Annotated in this window: 13 protein-coding genes and 1 tRNA gene; 8 read left to right on the top strand and 6 right to left on the bottom strand. The window is 43.5% G+C overall.

Features of this window, described 5'->3' with window-relative positions:
• The first annotated feature begins 3 nt into the window (after positions 1-3).
• From IPP74_04935 to IPP74_04915, 5 genes are all read left to right on the top strand, one after another.
• A complete protein-coding gene (locus IPP74_04935; GenBank protein ID MBL0318620.1) occupies positions 4-1,476 on the top strand; it encodes an NADP-dependent isocitrate dehydrogenase in 1,473 nt (490 codons plus the stop codon).
• A gap of 599 nt (positions 1,477-2,075) precedes the next feature.
• The gene (locus IPP74_04930) at positions 2,076-4,637 is read left to right on the top strand and encodes a hypothetical protein (protein ID MBL0318619.1); all 2,562 of its coding nucleotides are present in this window, start codon (positions 2,076-2,078) and stop codon (positions 4,635-4,637) included.
• Between the two features lie 44 nt (positions 4,638-4,681).
• A complete protein-coding gene (locus IPP74_04925; protein MBL0318618.1) occupies positions 4,682-4,858 on the top strand; it encodes a hemagglutinin repeat-containing protein in 177 nt (58 codons plus the stop codon).
• Positions 4,851-6,347: a DUF637 domain-containing protein gene (locus IPP74_04920; protein MBL0318617.1), complete on the top strand. Its 1,497-nt coding sequence runs from the start codon at positions 4,851-4,853 to the stop codon at positions 6,345-6,347. Before IPP74_04925 ends, IPP74_04920 begins: the two co-directional genes overlap by 8 nt.
• Positions 6,348-6,351: 4 nt before the next feature.
• Entirely contained in the window at positions 6,352-6,558 is a 207-nt protein-coding gene (locus IPP74_04915; protein ID MBL0318616.1) for a hypothetical protein, read from the top strand.
• Positions 6,559-6,563: 5 nt separating this feature from the next.
• Here the strand turns inward: IPP74_04915 and IPP74_04910 are convergent, their stop codons facing one another.
• The 4 genes from IPP74_04910 to IPP74_04895 form a co-directional block, all read right to left on the bottom strand.
• Complete coding sequence (locus IPP74_04910) at positions 6,564-6,821, bottom strand: ABC transporter ATP-binding protein (protein MBL0318615.1); 258 nt, start codon at positions 6,819-6,821, stop codon at positions 6,564-6,566.
• A 51-nt stretch (positions 6,822-6,872) separates the two neighbouring features.
• Positions 6,873-7,049 carry a hypothetical protein gene (locus tag IPP74_04905; GenBank protein MBL0318614.1) on the bottom strand — a complete coding sequence of 59 codons (177 nt, stop codon included), beginning with the start codon at positions 7,047-7,049 and terminating at the stop codon, positions 6,873-6,875.
• Positions 7,050-7,649: 600 nt separating this feature from the next.
• Positions 7,650-9,170, bottom strand: coding sequence for a threonine ammonia-lyase, biosynthetic (gene ilvA / locus IPP74_04900; GenBank protein ID MBL0318613.1), 1,521 nt, complete (start codon positions 9,168-9,170; stop codon positions 7,650-7,652).
• 158 nt (positions 9,171-9,328) lie between these two features.
• Positions 9,329-14,044 carry a hypothetical protein gene (locus IPP74_04895; GenBank protein MBL0318612.1) on the bottom strand — a complete coding sequence of 1,572 codons (4,716 nt, stop codon included), beginning with the start codon at positions 14,042-14,044 and terminating at the stop codon, positions 9,329-9,331.
• 348 nt (positions 14,045-14,392) lie between these two features.
• On the opposite strand from IPP74_04895, the gene IPP74_04890 reads away from it, so the two are divergent.
• Both IPP74_04890 and IPP74_04885 read left to right on the top strand, forming a co-directional pair.
• Positions 14,393-17,839: a phosphoenolpyruvate carboxylase gene (locus IPP74_04890; GenBank protein MBL0318611.1), complete on the top strand. Its 3,447-nt coding sequence runs from the start codon at positions 14,393-14,395 to the stop codon at positions 17,837-17,839.
• A 255-nt stretch (positions 17,840-18,094) separates the two neighbouring features.
• Complete coding sequence (locus IPP74_04885; protein ID MBL0318610.1) at positions 18,095-18,595, top strand: GNAT family N-acetyltransferase; 501 nt, start codon at positions 18,095-18,097, stop codon at positions 18,593-18,595.
• 223 nt (positions 18,596-18,818) lie between these two features.
• Here the strand turns inward: IPP74_04885 and IPP74_04880 are convergent.
• Both IPP74_04880 and IPP74_04875 read right to left on the bottom strand, forming a co-directional pair.
• A tRNA-Gln gene (locus tag IPP74_04880) sits at positions 18,819-18,893 on the bottom strand.
• 75 nt (positions 18,894-18,968) lie between these two features.
• The gene (locus IPP74_04875; GenBank protein ID MBL0318609.1) at positions 18,969-19,313 is read right to left on the bottom strand and encodes a divalent-cation tolerance protein CutA; all 345 of its coding nucleotides are present in this window, start codon (positions 19,311-19,313) and stop codon (positions 18,969-18,971) included.
• A 3-nt stretch (positions 19,314-19,316) separates the two neighbouring features.
• Here IPP74_04875 and yejB point away from each other — a divergent pair, with 3 nt between their 5' ends.
• A complete protein-coding gene (yejB, locus tag IPP74_04870) occupies positions 19,317-20,414 on the top strand; it encodes a microcin C ABC transporter permease YejB (protein ID MBL0318608.1) in 1,098 nt (365 codons plus the stop codon).
• Positions 20,415-20,422 lie beyond the last annotated feature (8 nt).

Genomic DNA, 20,422 nt, shown 5'->3' with positions numbered 1-20,422 from the left:
CTTATGCAAACATCTCATATCCCTTTAGCCGTTGCGTACGGTGATGGTATCGGCCCCGAAATTATGGAGGCAGTACTTGATATATTAAGTTACACCCAGGCACCTGTGCGCATTGAAACCATTGAGCTGGGCGAAAAATATTATCAGCGCGGTTATAGTTCGGGTATTCCAAAGGAAGCCTGGGGAATTATTAAACGCACAGAAGGCTTGCTGAAATCGCCGATCACGACGCCACAGGGTAAGGGATATAAAAGTTTGAACGTTACGCTGCGCCGGACCCTTGGTTTATATGCCAATGTGCGCCCGTGCAAATCCTATCCGTTTGTGGATACCAAACATCCCACTATGGATTTGGTGATTGTGCGTGAAAATGAGGAAGATCTCTACGCAGGGATTGAGCATCGTCAAACGGCTAATGTTTATCAATGTCTCAAATTAATTAGCCGCAGTGCCTGTGAACGTATTGTGCGTTATGCATTTGAGTATGCCGTCCAAAATAACCGTAAAAAAGTGACCTGTTTTTCAAAAGATAACATCATGAAAATGACCGATGGTATTTTTCATAAGGTCTATGATGAAATTGCTGTGGAATACCCATCTATTAAATCGGAACATTATATCATCGATATTGGCACGGCACGTTTGGCCACCAGACCGGAAATCTTTGATGTGATTGTTACCAGTAATTTATATGGTGATATTATTTCAGATGTAGCAGCAGAAATTTCAGGCTCGGTAGGGCTTGCAGGAAGCGCCAATATCGGCCCTAACTATGCGATGTTTGAAGCGGTGCATGGATCGGCTCCTGATATTGCTGGCCAGAATATGGCAAACCCTTCTGGTTTATTACATGCACTTATTATGATGCTGGTGCATGTGGGATTGCCGCAACAGGCAACCACCATCCACAATGCGTGGTTACGTACGATGGAAGAAGGTATTCATACCGGTGATATTTATAATGCTAAAACCAGCACTCAAAAAGTTGGAACCAAAGAATTTGCGCAAGCGGTGATTAAGCGTATTGGCCAATTGCCGCAAACATTGCCAGCGGTTCATTATGAAGATGCGCCGAAAAGGGCTAAAGAAGCTCCAACAACTCCGGGTATTACGAACGTATGTACGGGGCCATCGTGTGCCAAAAAATTAGTAGGTATTGATGTATTTCTGGATTGGCAACAAGGTGGGCCGGCCGATTTGGCAAATATGGTTACGCCATTATTGAAGGATCGTTTAAAACTTCAGTTTATTGATGTAAAAGGATTAATGGTCTGGCCAGGCGAAGCCCCTGATAATGTCAATGGGGACCATTGGCGGTTACGTTTTGTCAGAGAAGGCGAAGATAAACATGCTGCCACGGCCGACATCCTTCAATTGCTGAATTCGCTCCATGAAGGCGGACTTGAGTTTGTGAAGACAGAACATTTATATTTGTTTGATGATGAGCTTGGATTTACGTTGGCACAGGGTGAATAGGTTTGAGTTTGTGCGTGACTGCCCGGATATTTCATGAAGCAGTCCATTGCTGATTAATTCTGCCAAATGTGCGGCTGTTTGGTTTTGTTTTTAATAGAATCATTTAATGACAGCATGTTGCCTTCCCACCTTCCCGGCCTTCGGCCACCCCTCCTCTCCGGAGGAGGGTCAGATTCATGCCCTCTTTGGCATGAATCTGGGGTGGTGGGAAGGGGCTCCGGACAGGTATGAGCGCTTGGCCTTCACACCTCCCTTCTCAGCAGAGCCTCAACTGTTTCACCCTGCGCAACCTACTGTTTCGACACCCTTATAGGTCCCTCGGAACTTTTCTATAATCGGGATACGAAGGCTACCGACCAAATCTCTGCGGGACACCCAAATCGAATTTTCTCAATCAATAACATATTGATTTATAATGATATGAGGTTTCAAATCTCAGTAGCCGACTAAAACAAGAAAAAAGCTGCCGCATCTGGTTATGGCAGTTCATTTGTGAGTATATCCTTGGTCAATATTTATTTAAAAAGCACTTAAACTTAATAATAAAATAACCTCTGTATATTAATATTTGTGTATAATTAACAATATTAATAGATCAAATGGCAGATAAAATTACTTCAGAAAATTTAAATGACTTCACTCCTGATGTTCAGTCCGTAGCTCAGTTTCATATGAATCGTGCCCAGCGGTTGGGTAGTGAAGTGTCCCTGCAGAAAGCTGATAATGGTGCGTTGGAGGTTAGTTATTCTAAAAATGGCCAGGCTCAACCTGAATTAAACCGCCAGTATGACAATAAACAATTATCACAGACTGCAGAAAATATCCGTTTTAGCCTGGATAATCCTGAATTAGTTAGTGATTTTAAAGAGTATCAAACGGCACAACATAAGAAATTAGGTCAAACGATCAGTATCTCATTCAGTGATGATCAGCCTGGATTTAAAATGGCGTTTAAAGAGGATGGGAAAACCGTAGGAGAAAGTAATATTGGTTATGACCAAGTGGTTAAAGATGGGCTTAAACAGAAATACATAAAAGCGGCTGGTCGCGCTCGAGCCGAGATAGAGATTAATGAAAAGGAAAATGGCAGTCTGTCTATTAAAGCCTATTATAGAAACGGTGAAAATGAACGCGTTCGTGTGCCCCAATTATCTGCCGAATTTTCTGCAGACCACATTACCAGCTTACAGGACCCTAATAATGCATTAAATGATCCAAAGGCTCTTAGGGAATTCCAAGAGTTTCATAAAGGCGTAGCCAAAGAAAAAGGGCTCACGGCGACCTTTCAGCAGACACCGGATAAATTAGTGGTTGTGAGTTATAAGGATGAAAATGGTAAAATCAAAACCGAATATCAACAGAAATATGAGGCCAAAGAGTTAAGAAATCCTGGTCAAAGTTTTACCAATAAGACCCATCCTGAGATTGTTAAATATCATGAGGAAAAAGCTCAGGAAGATGGGCTCACGGTTTCTTATAAATATGAAAAGGGTAATACCAAAGTGTCTTATACGGATCAAAATAATAAAAGTGTCCGTGAGTTTAATTATACGCCCCAGAGCATGGATGCGGATAATGCATCGCTTATAGGAAAAGAATCATCTAATGCATCGCTTATAAGAAAAGAATCACCGGCACAAAGATCCGAGGCTTTTTTGGAAGAAAAGGCAAAATTAGAAGGGCAGGCAGCGCGCATTGAACAGACCAAGGATGCTTTAAAAGGGTATAAAGCATTTAATCGCCTGAAAACCGAGGGCCGTCCTGTTGATTTTGCGAGCATGAGCGATCAGGATGTGAAACTTATTTATGAGCGTACCGCAGCGAATAACGCGTTTAATATGTTACCGGATACCCATCCCAACTCCGTTTTAAACATTGGTGAAAGGCGAGGAAATGGCGATGAAAAGAATCTCAACGTGGAAAAAATGAGGGAGACCTTAACGGAAATTTTTGATGATCGTATGAAAAAGCCTGATGCCAAAATAACATTTTCACCTATTGATATTGAAACAAAGAAAATTGATTTAATGCTAGGAGAGGCGGGTCGTTACGATGCGGAATTATCAAATTTTGATGGCGACCGCATGAATAAAAGAGAAGCAAAGGCCATATCCAAGGATGAAGATGAAAAATTGAAGGAGTCTATCAAAGCTAATAAAGCTAGTCTTCAGTCGATGGATGGTAAGCTTGTTGAAAAGAACAAGAAACTGGAAGGATCGCGCCAGGAACTTTTTAGCAGCTTAGAAGGACAACAAGGACGCATGGATTATTTAGAAAAAAGCGGCATTGCCAGCCGACTTGGCGTAGAGAAACCAGGTGACGAAAAAGCCTATATTAATCGTATAGGAGAAATCGATAAAAGCCTTATGGCTGAAAAGATTAAACTCGATGAAAATAAAGCACATATGTCTGCGGAAGAAATTGATTTTTCAAAAAGAGGAATTGAATTATTAAATAAACAAAAATATGTTCTTTCAGAAACGATTGATGATAAGAAAACCGGAAGGTTTGATGATGTTCGGCAAGAAAAAGGCGAAGGCAAGTCCGGAAAACCTAAGGAGGTCCTGCATGAAAAAAGAAAAGGCGAAGAATATTCTACCTCCGTTCATCAATTTGCCAGGGTTTCTGTAGAATATGAGCAAATGGCAAAAGAACTGGGGAAAGAACCGGTATTGACCAAACTTCCTGAAGGGCGCGAGCCTAAACCGGTGGCGGCAGCAAAGCAGCCAGACAAGCAAAGCGCATCGCAGGAAGTGGCTGCCAATCCCAATCAACCTAAGGGGGCTTCACAGCAACCTTGGAAAGCGGCGGTTCGATCAACGACCTCTGATGCTAAGAAATCTCCAGCAGCAGAGATAGGAAACAACCGCACGCAACAAAGCGATAGTGCGAAAGAACAAACCAATCCGTTGGAATCAAAAGAATCTAAATCTAAAAGCAGTAAGGTTAAGGAGGCTAATAAGGCGATCAAAAGCCAAATAGATAAAATTACAGATAAACTTCCTAACGGGCTTCAGAATCTTTCACAAGAGGTTAAGCATCAAGTGGATAGGATTAAGAGAGATATGAGAAAAGAGAAATTTTCGGCAACGGATGCGCACGTTAAGTCCAATGCCACTGAAGTTAAGTCGACTGCGAAGAAGTCTTCTGCTAGTAGATGAGGTCGAACCGCCTAATCTTTTTCTGAAGCAAGATTGAGCCTTCCATGATGGTAGACGGCCATGACATCACCATGGATGCCCATGATGATATCAACATTCTTTCCAGCCAATTACAGGCCGGGCATGATGTGATCCTCAACAGTGATAATAACATTAACCTGCTGGCACTGAATGCCGATAACAGTTACGCCGAATCGCATAAGATGAACAGCATTGTATGAAGAATGGCATCACAAAACCACCGGTATTTCTGGTCCGGCAGCGACTGCGATTGCGTTGGCTGTTGCTGTAGCCACCGGTGGTATGGGCGCTCCTATGGTCGGTGCGGCAAATGGGACAATGACAGCGGCGATGGCTAATGCTGGGTTTTCTACGTTGGTAAGCCAGGCAGCAGTCGCCCTTATCAATAACAAGGGTAATATTCTAGGTGCTTTAGAGGATATGGGTTCTTCTGAACATTTAATCCAATTAGCAACATCCATTGTGGGTGCGGGTATCACCGCGGGTATAACCAATGCTGCCGGATTAAGTAATGGTGTTAACGCATCGCTCCCCAGCAAAATAGGCTATAACGTTACCAGTTCTGTTGTTGGCAATACCGTCAGTAATGCGCTGCATGGAGAAAACCTGCTGGATGGTTTGGATAAATCGGTATTAGAAGGTGTTGTGACCTCATTTGCGCAAGAAGCATCGCAATATATCGGCAGCGAATATAAAGACAGTATCTTAAAAAATGGTGGTGAAACACCTGATGCGTTTTTAGCCCAAAAAATTGCCCACGGTTTAGTGGGGTGTGCAACAGGTGCTATTTTAAGCCAGAATTGCCAAGCAGGTTCTGTTGGCGCCATAACGGCAGAAACGGTGGCTGATCTTTTATCCTATTCTGAAATGCAGTCTTTGTTGAATGACCCCAACATGGATGCCAAAGCATTTGCAGATGGAATGACAAAGATTGAAGACAATGCTGAATTAACTGGAAAACTAACCGCAATTGGGGTGGCGTTAGCCACAGGGGAAGATTCCAACGGCATCTCAACCGCTAGCAGCGCGGCCAACACGGCTATTGATTATAACCTGATCCCATTATTGGTTGGAGTCGGATTGGTTGCATTATCAGCGTACAATGTTTATGATGCCTATAAGACAAACGGTGCCTTAGGAGCTTTAAAAGCCGCCGGAGTAGAACTCGGTATGTACATGGTTGGTGGCGTACTAGTCAAAGGATTCATGGTAGCTGGCAAGGTCTATAAGGCTACACAAGCGGGTGAAGCGTTCGCTGCTTGGCTCGGTAGTGATTCAGTTACGGCTAAGTTTGTTGCTCAGTTTGTTAGTAATGGAGAGGAGACAACAGGTAGGGTAGTTGGTGAAATTTCCAGTACATCAGGTAAAAACATCATCTCTGGAACTATAAGGGTTGGTGATGATTTTGGAAAACTTGGAATTGCCGTTGAAGACCCTCAAATTGTTATTACAAGCTTAGATAAAGGAGGGCATTTTCTATCAGCACAAATCAATCGAGGCGTTAAGGTAGAAGACATTTATAATACGATTAAAAAACCAACTCTGGTATTTGAGCAAGCAAATGGCAGGTATCTTTATTTAACCCAAACCACAGCGGTTGTTATTAGTGATTCTGGTAAGCTCATAACAACGTATGGCAGCAATCTTTTTGATGCTTCAATAAAAAATATAATTAATTTGGCTAAGTGATTTTATGAACAATGAGAATGATATAAAAGCAGCTCGGTGGCTTTGCCCTCTACTTAAAAAAGAAATAAATGAAGGAACATGTCTTGATATTAATTATCAAAGATTAGAATTATTTAAAAAGGATATTCTAAAAGATATTATGAAAGAAAAAAGATATACACTATCCGATGTTAATAATACGTGTGAAAACTGTCCAAATCTCCCCCTATAATAGTATTACATGGTGATCATCGCACCCATTACGCCAAGAAACGAAGCAAGGAATGTATCCGTCGACATCAGCACAATCTCACTAATGCCGCGCATCATATCGGTTACTTTATTGGAAAGGCTACCGGCAAAATTATTTTGAAAATAAGTATAGGAATGTCCTTCCAGATACATCAGCATTTGCTGCTGGATATCCCGCCTCAGATTCGGCAGTAATTTAAGCACTATATAATCGTAGAAACGAAACGTTACACCAATCATCACAGACAGACCTATATAAGCACAGACAGGACCAATCACCGCATGAGGCAAGTGCTACAGGTCGTTTGAATATTGGGTTACGGTATCGATCAATAATTTTAGCACATAAGGCAATAGCGAGACATGCGTCGCCCACGAAAGAGCAACCATAAAAAGTCCGCCCAAATACCATTTATAGGGCTTCATGAAATGAAGAAAAAAGGGAAATAAACGTTTGGGTAGTGCTTCCATAAGAATGCCTCTAAGCCTTTGGTTTTACTTGATTTTAAGAAAGAATGGTTTATAATTAGCCATAGGTAGGGGACACCACGTAAGTGGCGTCCCCGGTTAGTTAGAATGACTTCAGAGTTTTTAATATCTCTAAAATCAGTCTTAGTAACAGCAAGGCTAGCTTCAATAGCCTTGCTGTTCTTTTTTGAACTGGTTCTGACATAAGTTTTTCCTATATCTGATTATCCAGCCCTGCCAAGAGGCAAAGACTACGGCTTAGCCATAGACCTATGGTCCTGCAAAGCAGGACACCTGTGGAACATCCACAAGTGGAAAAAACTTATCATATTTGTATTTATATGCAATGCATTTAAATTATAAAAAATATTTCATGCAAATATACCAACCACAGGATTTACTATATTTGTCAGGATGATCCGCTTCAGCGAAGTATGCGAATGATTTGATCTTCCGTGTAACGCTTTTTCATAGTCTGCTCCTTTTAGGTTAAAGTTAACAGACTCTACTTTTTTGTGGACCAATTTTTGGGGAGCACGTCATGTGCGGTTTACTTTTATTGCGTGAGATTGAGGGTGGCGAAAATACCTCAGATGATTCTGCTTATTGCAGGAACAGGCGGTACGCCAGGTTATTGGTTTCATCTACATAATGAAAAGCTAGGGTTTTAAGGAAATCCTGAAAAGCTTGTTTCTCGCTCTCGGGCACTTGCATGCCCACTAAAATCTTACCATAGTCGGCGCCTTGATTACGGTAGTGAAATAAACTGATATTCCAGTTTGGATGCATGCTGGAGAGAAAGCGCATTAACGCACCCGGACGTTCAGGAAATTCAAAGCGGTATAATTGTTCATTACCGGCCATGGGGCTTCTGCCGCCAACCATATAACGCACATGCTCCTTCGATAAATCGTCATCTACTAAACTGATGGTGGCAAACCCATATTCTGTGAACAGAGTGCTGATATCGGCGACTTCACTGTGGTTTTCGGTAGCTAGGCCAATAAAAACATGCGCCTCCTTTCCGTGTGAAATACGGTAACTGAATTCGGTAACACTGCGCTGGCCGATGATTTCGCACATGCGTTTTAAACTGCCATGCTCCTCGGGAATGGTAACAGCAAATAGAGCTTCGCGCTCTTCGCCAACTTCTGCGCGTTCGGCAACAAAGCGTAAGCGGTTAAAATTCATATTTGCACCACAGGTAATGGCAACCAGCGTTTGGTCTTTAAGTTTGTGCGTGATGGCATATTGCTTTAACGCGGCAATCCCCATAGCGCCGGCGGGCTCCATTATTCTACGGGTATCTTCAAAAATATCTTTAATAGCAGCGCAAACGTCATCGGTATCAACCAAAATAAAATCATCCACCAATTCACGGGTCATTCTAAATGTTTCTTCACCTACTAGCTTGACGGCCGTGCCATCAGAAAATAATCCAACATCTGTGAGCTGTACGCGCTTGCCTGCTTTGACCGAGCGCACCATGGCATCGGAATCGGTCATCTGCACGCCAATAATTTTAATGTCAGGTCGAACCGCTTTTATATAAGCGGCGACGCCAGAGATCAATCCACCGCCGCCGATGGCCACGAACACTGCATGGATAGGGTGTTGGTGCTGGCGAAGAATTTCCATGCCAATGGTTCCCTGTCCTGCGATGACATCGGGATCATCAAAAGGGTGGACAAAGGTGTAATGGTGTTTTTGTTCAAGTTCAAGTGCGTATAGATAAGCATCGGAATAACTGTCGCCCTGTAATATGACTTCACCGCCCAATGAACGCACGGCATCGGATTTCAACTTCGGCGTCGTCACGGGCATCACAATCACAGCTTTACATCCCAAACGCTTTGCACCCAATGCAACGCCTTGGGCGTGGTTGCCTGCGGATGCACAAATCACACCACGGGACAATTGCTCCTGCGAAAGCTGGGCCATTTTATTGTAGGCCCCGCGTAGTTTAAAACTGAAAACGGGCTGGACGTCTTCGCGTTTAAGCAAGATAGTGTTGCCTAAACGTTGTGATAATTTAGGGGCAATGTCTAATGGTGATTCAACAGCGACGTCATAGACTTTGGCTGTTAATATCTTTTGCAGGTAGTTCATTAATACTGTGTTCATCCATAGGCTCCAGGATGTATTTATCCAACGCATCGCTGCTATCTTAGCGTATTCAATTAAAATTAGGTAAGCAAAAATGACTAACCGGACATATCGTCCATCCTGACCCTTGGCTTCCCCTCTTATTTAAAGAAGGGAAGCGCTCCTGTATGTGTCATTTATCTTAGTGCGATACAACCAATTTTATGGGATGATTCAGATGCTTCCTGTGTCAGCAGATGGTGCCATTTTTTGCCATGCAACACATTCATAGCGACATCCGTTGCGGGTTGGCATGGGGAAGAGTTGTCTTGCCTGTCGATACGGTGAAGTAAGTTATGGTGCAATTTTTCACCAAGGATTAATTGTTGTCCAGGCCAAAGAGGAAAGCGGTTAGTATCGCGTATAGTGTCGATTTTGCCCTCCCTCGTTGCTTTGAGGAATTCATCAACACTGCATGTCCCAAATGCTTTATTGACGGTGCCATCGCTATTGAAAAGTAAACGATAAAGTTTGAGTGTGGCTTCGAGATTTGTCGTATCCGTGACCCTTTCAAAGGTTTGTGCAAGTCTAAATGCGGTTAGTAATTGTTTGGCTGCGTTTAATACCTGTGCTTCTTCGCCCAGCAACGCGCCAATTTGTGAATCACAATCACCTTTACCTAATCCGCCTTCGATAATGGTGATACCCGTACGCTGCGCGATATCTTCACTGACGCCGTTATACCACATACCAGTACCAAACCAAGATGGGGTGGCCGTGCCTTCGGGTAAACTCACATGTTTAGAATTGATTCGAAAATGAGTCACGCGTTGGTGGGTGAGTTCATTTAGTCGGCTGATATCTGTTTCGGTCAGACCAAAAAGGTCCATTAACAAGGATTGCGGTGTTTGACCCTGGCGAAACGCAGTTAAATGCGTATTCAGTATGGGTAAAGAAATGCGTTTGCCGGTGATTAGCTCAAGGACTTTTTCTGTCACACCATGTTCAACTTGAATGCGGGTGTTGACTTCCAAAATCATCACTTCTTCGCTTTCGGGCAAGACCAACATCTCTAATGTGCCAAGGCCATTATACCCATCAGCAGCTAGTTTCTCGGCAATATCTTGGGCAGCCTTATTGATTTTTGAAATCAGTTCGGCAGAATAATCACCTGTGATGACATTCATTTCAGCAAATTTCTGTTTATCAATTTGCGCGGTGCAGTTTCGAATCCCTAACGTAATTGCCTGGGCATTGGTAGCGGCAAACTGTACTTCAATGTGGTGAGAATTCCCACGTAAGCAGCGTTCGGTTAAAACCTGGCCATCGTCAAACAGATGTTCGCCATCACGTATGGTTTGATAAACCGTTTTAACATAAGAGTGATAATTATCGTCAGGGAGGAGTGAGCCATCATATTTAAAATTATAAATGCCTCGTCCACCGCCACCGGCAATGGCTTTAACCATGACATCACCCCCCATTTCCAGGACTTCCCGGAAATAGCGAGTATATGGCTCATGAAGGCGATGGGTATCACAAAAGCCACTTTCGATATAGTCGCTTAGTTCTTGGGTAGTTACATTGTCGTTTTTAATATATTTTGGGTTAAAGTCAGGCGCAACCTGGGCGACTAAATCGCGGAAACTTGCTTTTCCACCAGCTTGTTTCATTGGCCTACTTGCTGGACCAGCAAACACAATATCATCATCGGCTACTTCGTCTTCCATTCGCTTAACGAAATCATCTTTCTCTGATAAAAATCCCCAGCCAGGATGAAAAACAATGGTCTTCATTGGATTTGCTTTGGCCAGTTGTTTAAGTACTCCAAGAATTTCATCCTGGTTGGTATAACTGGAAACTTTAATGGTTGTGCCGTCTTCAGCATGCTGGATGATGGGAGTGGTAATGTCGCCTGGAGTATATAATACCCGCACATCATAGCCATATTGTTTAAAATCGCCCAGAAGTTTTACGGCGCAACCTGAACGGTTGCCAATGACATGAATAGCGTTATTATTGTCATGGCCTGCACGTTGTCTGAGAGTGAGTTGAGCGGTGTGATAGCCTTGTTGTGCTTGCTTGGTTAGAGCAGGTTTGGAAGCCGGCGTTTCAGAAGATGATTCGGGCTGTTGTCCGATTTGTGCAATCCTATTGTTTACCTGCTGAATGTGATCGTCAAGCCGTGCAAATTCGCCTTTAAAAAAGGCATCTATTTTTTCTGGGAGTGGCGATCTTTGTTGTGCATGATCCGCATGTTCAATTAATTTCATATCCTGAATGTCGTTTTGCTGGAATTGAATGAGCGGTTTTCCAATGCTCACATTATCGCCCTTTTTCACTAGCACATTAGACACAACCTGGTTTTTGTCGGCCCGTGCTTCAAGCTGCATTTTCATGGCCTCTATCGTATAGAGCAAATCGCCTGCTGATACGCTTTGGCCTGGCTCAACATGTACCATAATGATCTGTCCAGGCATTTTTGAACAGGAAGTGGCGCTTTCAATTTCTTTTTTCACTTCATCGATGATGCTTGATATTTCATGCTGCAACAGAGAGGGAGCAATAGCAGGATTCATTCTTGTTATGATCGCAACCAGATAAGATCTAAAAAATGCTAAGGCATTATCAATTCGTTGCCCTTGAGGGAATAGAAACTGAGTGCCGTGTAGTGATAATGAGTCATTGACCCACCCCTTTTGCTGTTCATAAAGGGTGTGTATAGCCTGAATGAATGGCCCTTTTAATGCAGCGGCATTGGGATGGCGACCTTCTGCCAAGCATAATTCTAAAAGAGAGCCGGCCATATGATAGACATCTTCCTGATGATTATGGGCATAGTCTAAGACGGAATATTGAATATCCAATCCCTCCTTTGCCAGCAATAAGGCTGTATTTTCCTTTGTTTTCTCTAAATCCTTTTGGCTCGATACCCATTGTTGACGAACGAATTCCACGCTGTCAGGTTCGCTGCTTAAGCCTTTTTGGAATTTGCTAAGTGCGCGGTTATACTCACTGCGGTTTGCATAAAGAGAAGGATCCGGTTCGTGGAACCAAGGTCGCATGACCCGATGGGTGTATTCGCCATGTCCCAATATGATAGCGCAAAAAATGCCGCTGTTGATGGTTGTTTCCTTCAGCTCGTCAACGAGCTGGTCAATCTGAAAGGCCTCGCAATCGAGTATCTGTTGTCCGTGTAGAGACGATAAGGCTTCAACGGCACGAGTAGTCCATTGGGGATCTTTGATACCATCTGGCTTTTCATGGGTAACATTACATTTATTAAGACAGGCTAAGAGCTCCGCCAGTTTCTCTTGTTCATTGCCTGGAGTGATTGCTTTTTGAAGGATGGAGAGTGCCTGAAGTGGTGTTGGTTTAATGAAGCCGTCTTCTTGCAGGCGTGTAACGACTTGTCTTGTTGGGGGCAGCGATGAAACGAGTCCATCTGTCAATAACCCCTCACGTAATGGTAGGGCGGCTCTAACAACGTGATGGACGGGCGAAGGCATCTGCCCTTTAAGAAACTCTTTAACGACATCAGTTAAGCCCTTTAGGAAATAAGTGGATACTTCTTCGTCTGTCAATAGTGAAATAACTTTGTTATTTAATGTGTTAGAATCCTTGCCCTTTTGCAGAAATCCCTGTTGGATCATGTTTTTCAGAAGGTTTAATGCGGCAATTTGTTTGTTTTGAAAACCAGGTGTTACGGCAAAAGGATTTCCCATTAAACGACCAACTGCAATGAGAGCATGGCCGGCCAGCTTGACGGCTTCGTCATGAGAAAGTCCTAGTTGATCAGAAATTCCAGCCGCCTGTACTGCGCTTTCAAAACTGGCAAGCCCACCTCCTGGAATTTTGAAGAATCTTAAATCCTCACCGCTGAGGTTAACCTGGACGCGCCTTACCCGGTAAGCATCCATTAGTTGGTCGGTGATCTCACCTATTTCGGCAAGCTTGATCTGTTGTTCTTCCGTTAGGCCAAGATATATATTATAGGTTTCTTTTAACACGTTGCATACATCAAGCGTGCTAGCGAAACCGGTTTCAGTCCCACGTCTTTCTACGGTATCGATGGCAATGGGCCAGTCTTGCTCGTGGCACACATGGATTGCAGCTGCATAGGCGTCTGCAGCAAGGCCGGTATCATGCAGATGTAAGCCAAGCTTGGTCGTAAGGCCTTCTTCTTTGAAACGGCTAATAATCTTTGAGAACAGCCGCGCAGATGAGGTGGAGTCCAGTTCGCCTGCCATATCTTTCAGGCTGATCCTGAATGCATGCTCAGGAATGTTATATTGTTCTGCAAGTTTGGCTGCGGCCACGACTTTTTCAATGTAGAATTCGTCTGGGTACGGGTTAAAATCTTTTTGCAGCGGATCGCACTCCGCCCCATTTCCGTAAGGAATGGCGACTTCAATGCTTATTGGAAAGCCGTGATTGCGAAGCTGGGAGACCATGTGTACTGTTGATTCTACTTCGCCTATGACTCCTTGGGAGTCGAATGCCTTAATGCGCAATAATTCAGGGTTGTCACTTTTTAAATGGGAGCCTGCGGTATTTTCAGCAAGCTGGGTGAGGATAAATTGGATTTCTTCCAGGCTTTTGGGACCAAGATTAAACCCGTTAGCGCCACGAAAGAGTGGCCGTTGTGTACAATCAGTGGCGGCCTGGCGAACCTGGCGCATGACTTCGAGTGCATCCGTGTTGCGAAAAACTAAATCTACCTGCGGTTGGGCTCCTCCTGTTTCGATGGTACCAAAGGCAACCATTCCACTCGGGGATTTTAATTGGCTTAAGCTGTTCAAACGTGCAAACATCTCGAGTGCATTTGGGTCATTGAGCGGAATGCGGTTTCCGTAAAGCCCCTGACTGCAATCTCTAAAAACATTAATAACCTCTACTGAAAACTTTCCCATGTGAATATCCCATCGTCTAAAAATTGAACCGCGCCGTTTTTAACGTATTTGTGACAGCAAAGCAACTGGAAGATGGTTAATAAATTTTATTCAATTAGAGATTGAATAAATTTAAAGATAGATGAGATAAATAGATCATCAATAATCCTCTATCATAATGCAAAAATAGGTGATCATTCCAAGTGGATTCAAGGCAAATTTCTGCTTTTATTTTTTATTAAAAGTTGATTTTAATAATTCAAATTAAGGTTTCATGGAATGCTAAATAATTGTCACAATAGCCTTGAAAATTATTTTTGAATCGAGTAGAACTCCGTCACAAAATTTTCATATTTAGGAGGGACATCGATGACAAAATTAAATTTTAATGAAATGACTGCGGATGGGATTAATCATCAACTGATGAGTCTGTTAAACGAGGCTATTGGTGCAGAAGTAGTTGCACTTGATAACGCATTTAGAAAGTTAAGAAGCCCTCAAGAGAAGCATGAATTTATTGACCGGCAATTTTCTGAAAACGGATATCAATTTGAACGCTGGATGCGCTATTGCTGGTTGAGAATGGAGTTGACGTATTTGGGCAATCAAAAGGAGCTGCATAATGCTATTAAAGGTGAACGTCAACGATGGAAACAGAATGAATCGGGGACACCACTCCCTTATTCGATCGCCAGTACGATTGCCCAGGCGAAAGAGCAAGGTGCACCATTTGAGGATGTGTTACACCACATCGCGGCCTTACGTTTGTGCGTGGTAAACACGGAACATCCAACAGATCCTATGTCTCAGCATGCACGCGATATCCTTGCTGATATTGCTAAACAAGTGGAATATGGTGAAGATGCCGAATATGGGCTGATGGACAACGTGAGAGCGTTACTGAATGTCGACTCCATCCCCCATTCGAAACGCACCATCGAAGAAGAAGTGAATCGTGGAATAAAAGTGATTCAACCACTATTTGAATCCCTGCCGAAAACCGTGAAAGAAGTACACCGTGCGCTTAAACGCTATTATCCAGAAGCATACAAAGACAATATCGAATTAGTATGGAAATCGCTGGAAGGTAATGGCAATCATCATGCCTTTATAGAAGATGCGTCATGGCCTGGGTTTGATGCCGATGGTAATACGAATGCAACACCGGAAGAATTATTAAATGCTATCAGGATCCATCGTTTGCGAGCCGTAGAGCGTTATAAAATCAGAATTGATGAAGTGATAGAAGGGCATGAGAAAATTAAAACTGATGCGCAGGAGACGCTCATTGGTTTCATTTTTGATTATGCTTACAGCGTTTCAAACGATAAGCGAAAAGAAGTAAGAAGTAACTTTAAAGCGTGGATGACCCACCATCAAGACAGTCAAAAAAATATTGAAAATTATGAGGCGATGAAGAATTACCTTCAGACCGGTGGCGTGAAAGAGAGTTTTGTTTCTGAGATGATACAGTGTTGCGATCAATTAATCGCATTACAGAAATTCAGAGGCGATTTTGAAAAATTAAAAAAGGAACTGGATACCTATCGTACCAATATTTTAAGTGACTCCAATCGTATTTATATTGGGGAACATTATGCGGTTAACTATTTTATTCAGAAATATGCGACGCTGGTTGCAGAAAACAAAAGCCTGCTTGATCAACATGAAAAGCTTGCGTGGGATGTGCGATTGTTGGGAGTGCAGTTGCGCAGTTATGGGCTTACCCTGGGTAAAGGGCATATTCGTCAAGATTCTGGAGAATTTAAAAATACCTGGAATGCCATCATCGGCGATTTAATTACGCATAAAGAATTAGGGCATAATCGTTTATTAGAACCATTTAGGGTGCGTGCTTATAACCATGTTGAGGCGAAGTTGCGTTCTCATTTTCATCAGCAACTCTTGTCTGGCTCTGATGAAGCGAATCAACTTCTGGATCAAATTTATAAACTTTATAATACTGGCCAGTATCTCAATGGAGATAAATATAAAAATCATCCAGATTTCAAAGTGGTGCGCCGTGAACTTCACCGTATGGAAATTGCCGTCATGCACCATGATATGGTGGATAATTTGATTATTTCCAATACCAGTAATGTATCAAGCATTGGCGAGGTAGAATCACTACGTGAGATTTTTATCCACGGTGGTCATTTACAGGAAAAACGTGATCATATGCCTCGGGTAGTCCCGCTGCTTGAAGAACGCGAAATCCTGGCTGAGTATGAAACATTGCTGTCGGATGCGATACGCGCGCGCATTGCACGAGAGCTTGTCAGATTTAAAGATCATGAAGCGGTAAAGCCAGTCATTGAGACGCTTCAGCTGAACCAAGACGCAGCCATTCAAACTCACTTTTTAACATTATCCCGTGATGGTTATAAAGAGCTTTTAGCACTGCACAGCGACTTAAAAGCTTTCCTTGCTGCACGTATTGAAATGGAGGTGATGCTTGGCTATTCCGATCCAGAAAGGGTATCAGGGATTGCTGAACTTCCCCATATTAAAGAAACGGAAGAAAATATTTCACAGTTAATCGCTGATTTTGGTGTGAGTGAGCGCCGATTCAAAGGACCAGGCAGTGATGCCAACCGGGGAGGCGAAGGTATGGTGTCGGGCAAAATGACAAAGCAGGGCGATGGACGAAGCCGCCGCCTGGGAACGCCCCGTTCTGCAAAATATTTTCGCTCAGAGCAATTTGCACTCACCTTTGTCGAGAAAACATCGCAAAGAAATACGGAAATAACCTTACTTGATAAGGAAACCAAAGCACTCATTGAACAATTAAGCCAGATAGGAACTCAGCGCTATGAATTTGTCCATAATGCTAAAGGCGGGCTTGGCAAAATTCTCGGGTATTTATTTGCTCAGACAAACTGGTTGGTGACTCTGGGTAATTCGAGTTCTAGGGCAACGCAACGTGGTATCAGAGAAGGCAGCGGCGACCGTACCGCTTCGGTTCAGACCAATGGAGATTCGCCCATTGCTTATGTTGATCCTGCGAAGCCACGCGCAATTACTGCTACCCAGCTCAAAGATATTATGCGTGATAATATGCATTTAATATTGGGATCAGTGCTCTCCTTCATAGAGCTAGAAGCCCAACGGGAAGGATCAGTAAAAAAGGTGTATGATGCATCTTCTGCTGTTCGTGATATGTATCATAAAACGCTGCTTGGTCTTGCCCGTTCGGATATGGAATTTCTGAGCTATTCGATGTTTCATGCGTATCCAGCAATCCTAAGTCATCTTACGGATCCAGTCGAACGAGCGCGTTATGCTGAAGAGGCTCGTACCTTAGTGGATACGCATTTCACTAAGGGTGGCTTGAAAGATTTAAGAATGGAAGACTTGATGAAAGATAGGGATGGCCAACTGGCTGCAACGGAGATGTTGGCAAAATTAGTTGCTTTATTATGGGTAGAGCGTGATCGCGGGCTTGAACAATTATTTGAGCTTAATAAACAACTATTTCCTCAAAAACAGCCACCTGAACGTTGGGGGCGTCCATCTGATATTTTATACCCATTTGAAAAGCTACAGAAACAGGAAAAAACCCTTGCCAAACAACTGGATCCAGTTAGTTATGCTGTGTCGCATGTCATCGCTGATGTGAGGGAGGGAAAGAAACTGGATCAAACTATTCCGGGTCTCAATGGCAGCCATAAGGAACATCAGCAACACTCTGAACTAAGTGGGGTTGCTTCGATGTTAGGTGATTTAGTTTGTGCAGCAGCGGCAGGCCGTGCGCTTCCTCCTTCGTTTTATTCACCACTTCTGTTGGATTGGCAAAAATCTGAGGTTAACAGGTAGGCAATAAAAAAGAAGGGAGTGTTAGAAAAATCTAACACTCCCTTTGCATCATCATGACGTGTATGCATAAAAATATCTTTAGGTAAAAGGGGGGGGATAGGTATGAGAAGTCATGTTCCGGTCGCTCATCCTCTCTAACCAGATTTCTTCATAATCAATCCGCATCATTCATGTGAGCAGTGAATAAACCGTGGTTTGTCGATAAAAAATAATTTATAAGAACATGTTCATTTGGCAAAACAGGGAGAAAAGCCTATGGATATTTCATCATTCGCCATCAGAAAAGCTACCGCAACGGACCGACCCGCAATTTGGAATATTTTCCACGAAGTAGTGAAGGCGGGAGATAGCTATACGTTTGATCCCGCTATTTCAGAAGAGGAGGCCATGGCCTACTGGCTAGGTACAGACAAACAGACCTATGTGGCTGAAATAAACGACCAGATTGCGGGAACCTACATCCTCAAATCTAACCAGCCTGGCCTGGGGTCGCATGTTGCCAATGGCAGTTACATGGTGGGTGGACATTTCAGAGGGCTTTCGGTTGGAAGGAAATTAGGGGAGCATTCTTTAATAGAAGCACGAAAGATGGGCTATCTTGCCATTCAGTTCAACATCGTCATCAGCACCAACACCCCCGCCGTGGAATTGTGGAAAAAATTAGGTTTTAACATTGTTGGTACCCTTCCAGATGCGTTCTGGCATCAGGGACTTGGGGCATTTGTCGATGCTTATGTGATGTATCGGAAGTTGTAGGTGAGTGTGTGAAGGAAAATCCAATAACCCGTGTTTCGCTTTTTACCTGAAAAGGAAATAGAGAATTTTTCCAGAAACGTTTAAATAATTCTAGCATGAGGTTGGAGTGGTTCAAACTTTTCCTGCTTCGCTGAAGCTACGCAGGATTACGCAGGATTACGCAACACCCTGCATCGCAAAACCTTCAACGGGCAAAGCCCTGCGAAGCTTTAGCGAAGCAGGGTGGCTGGGGCGGGAGGATTCGAACCTCCGCATGACGGTATCAAAAACCGTTGCCTTACCACTTGGCGACGCCCCAACAAATAAAAAAATGCTTAGTGGGATTACCACTATAATCGAATGCGAATCTTAATACAATACCTTCGATAAAGAATCAAGTGCTTTGCCCCATCGACTGCATTTTTATCCAGGAAAGGAAGGCGGAATGGCCTTCCTGTATGGGCAGAGCAACGATACACGGGCACTCATAGGAGTGAAGATCGATCACGCGTTGCTCGAGATCGCGATAGGATTTTGCGGTAGACTTCAGGATCAAAACCGTTTCTTCCGTTTGCTCCATCGTTCCCTGCCACTCGTAAACAGAAGTCGCTTGCGGCAGAATATTAGCGCAGGCGGCTAATTTTTCCTGAATAACGCTTCTGGCGATTAACAATGCTTCCTCTTTTGTCGGCACTGTAATATAAATAAGATACGCTAAATGTTCTGGTGGGTATGCCATATGATGTTCCAGTATGTAGTTAAACGACTGCTGTTAATGATACCAACGCTGCTGGGTATCATGATACTAAATTTCGTAATTGTCCAGATCGCTCCTGGAGGCCCCATAGAAAGGGCAATTTCAATCATGAAGGGGCATAATGATGGAGCATCAGCACATATTTCGGGAGCCAGTTCGGACTCGTCGTCTGCACCTTCGGTACAAGTGCAATCCGTGAATGATACCTATCGCGGTAGGCAGGGAATTGATCCTGAATTAATCGCCGAACTGCAAAAAATGTATGGGTTTGATAAGCCAGCTTCAGAGCGGTTTTGGAAGATGTTGAAAGGCTATGCCCAATTTGATTTTGGTCAGAGTTTTTATCGTGACACGTCGGTGATCGCCTTGATCAAAGAAAAATTACCTGTTTCGATCTCTATTGGCATGAGCAGTACCTTGCTTATTTACCTGATTGCAATTCCACTGGGTATTGCCAAGGCCCTGCGCGATGGCAGCCGTTTTGATGTATGGAGCACGGTGGTGACCACGGTAGCCTATGCGATTCCAAGCTTCTTATTTGCGTTGTTACTCATTGTGCTGTTTGCTGGGGGCAGTTTTTGGCAGATATTCCCGCTGCGCGGGCTTACGTCTGAAGGCTGGCATCAAATGGGGTTGGGGATGAAAATACTGGACCTCATCTGGCATATTGCCCTACCGGTGATGGCCATTGTGATTGGCGGTTTTGCTACGCTGGCAATGCTGACCAAAAATTCGTTTATGGATGAGATAGGCAAAGCTTACGTGGTGACAGCCAGGGCAAAAGGATTGACGGAAAAGCGCATTTTATATCACCATGTCTTTCGTAATGCGATGTTGATTGTGATTGCTGGTTTTCCTTCAGCCTTAATTGCTGCCTTGTTTACCGGGGCCTTGATGATTGAAGTGATTTTTTCGCTCGATGGCTTAGGGCTGCTAGGCTATGAATCGGTGATTAATCGCGATTATCCGGTGGTGTTTGCCACATTGTTTATCTATACATTGATAGGCTTGTTAAGCAATTTACTGGGTGATTTAATGTACAGGGTTGTTGATCCGCGTATTGATTTTGAAAGCAGGGCATAAGAGTCGCG

The sequence above is a fragment of the Alphaproteobacteria bacterium genome (genome assembly GCA_016722515.1).
Classification (GTDB): Bacteria; Pseudomonadota; Alphaproteobacteria; order Rickettsiales; family JADKJE01; genus JADKJE01.
Note: the sequence above shows the minus strand (reverse complement) of the source record. Positions and strands in the feature narration are given on the sequence as shown.

Excerpts from the sequence above, each read along its gene's own strand:
- IPP74_04930 (MBL0318619.1), top strand. The coding sequence starts at position 2,076 with ATGGCAGATAAAATTACTTCAGAAAATTTAAATGACTTCACTCCTGAT.
- yejB (MBL0318608.1), top strand. The coding sequence starts at position 19,317 with ATGTTCCAGTATGTAGTTAAACGACTGCTGTTAATGATACCAACGCTG.
- IPP74_04935 (MBL0318620.1), top strand. The coding sequence starts at position 4 with ATGCAAACATCTCATATCCCTTTAGCCGTTGCGTACGGTGATGGTATC.
- IPP74_04890 (MBL0318611.1), top strand. The coding sequence starts at position 14,393 with ATGACAAAATTAAATTTTAATGAAATGACTGCGGATGGGATTAATCAT.
- IPP74_04895 (MBL0318612.1), bottom strand. The coding sequence starts at position 14,044 with ATGGGAAAGTTTTCAGTAGAGGTTATTAATGTTTTTAGAGATTGCAGT.
- IPP74_04915 (MBL0318616.1), top strand. The coding sequence starts at position 6,352 with ATGAACAATGAGAATGATATAAAAGCAGCTCGGTGGCTTTGCCCTCTA.
- ilvA (MBL0318613.1), bottom strand. The coding sequence starts at position 9,170 with ATGAACACAGTATTAATGAACTACCTGCAAAAGATATTAACAGCCAAA.
- IPP74_04875 (MBL0318609.1), bottom strand. The coding sequence starts at position 19,313 with ATGGCATACCCACCAGAACATTTAGCGTATCTTATTTATATTACAGTG.
- IPP74_04925 (MBL0318618.1), top strand. The coding sequence starts at position 4,682 with ATGATGGTAGACGGCCATGACATCACCATGGATGCCCATGATGATATC.
- IPP74_04885 (MBL0318610.1), top strand. The coding sequence starts at position 18,095 with ATGGATATTTCATCATTCGCCATCAGAAAAGCTACCGCAACGGACCGA.
- IPP74_04905 (MBL0318614.1), bottom strand. The coding sequence starts at position 7,049 with ATGGAAGCACTACCCAAACGTTTATTTCCCTTTTTTCTTCATTTCATG.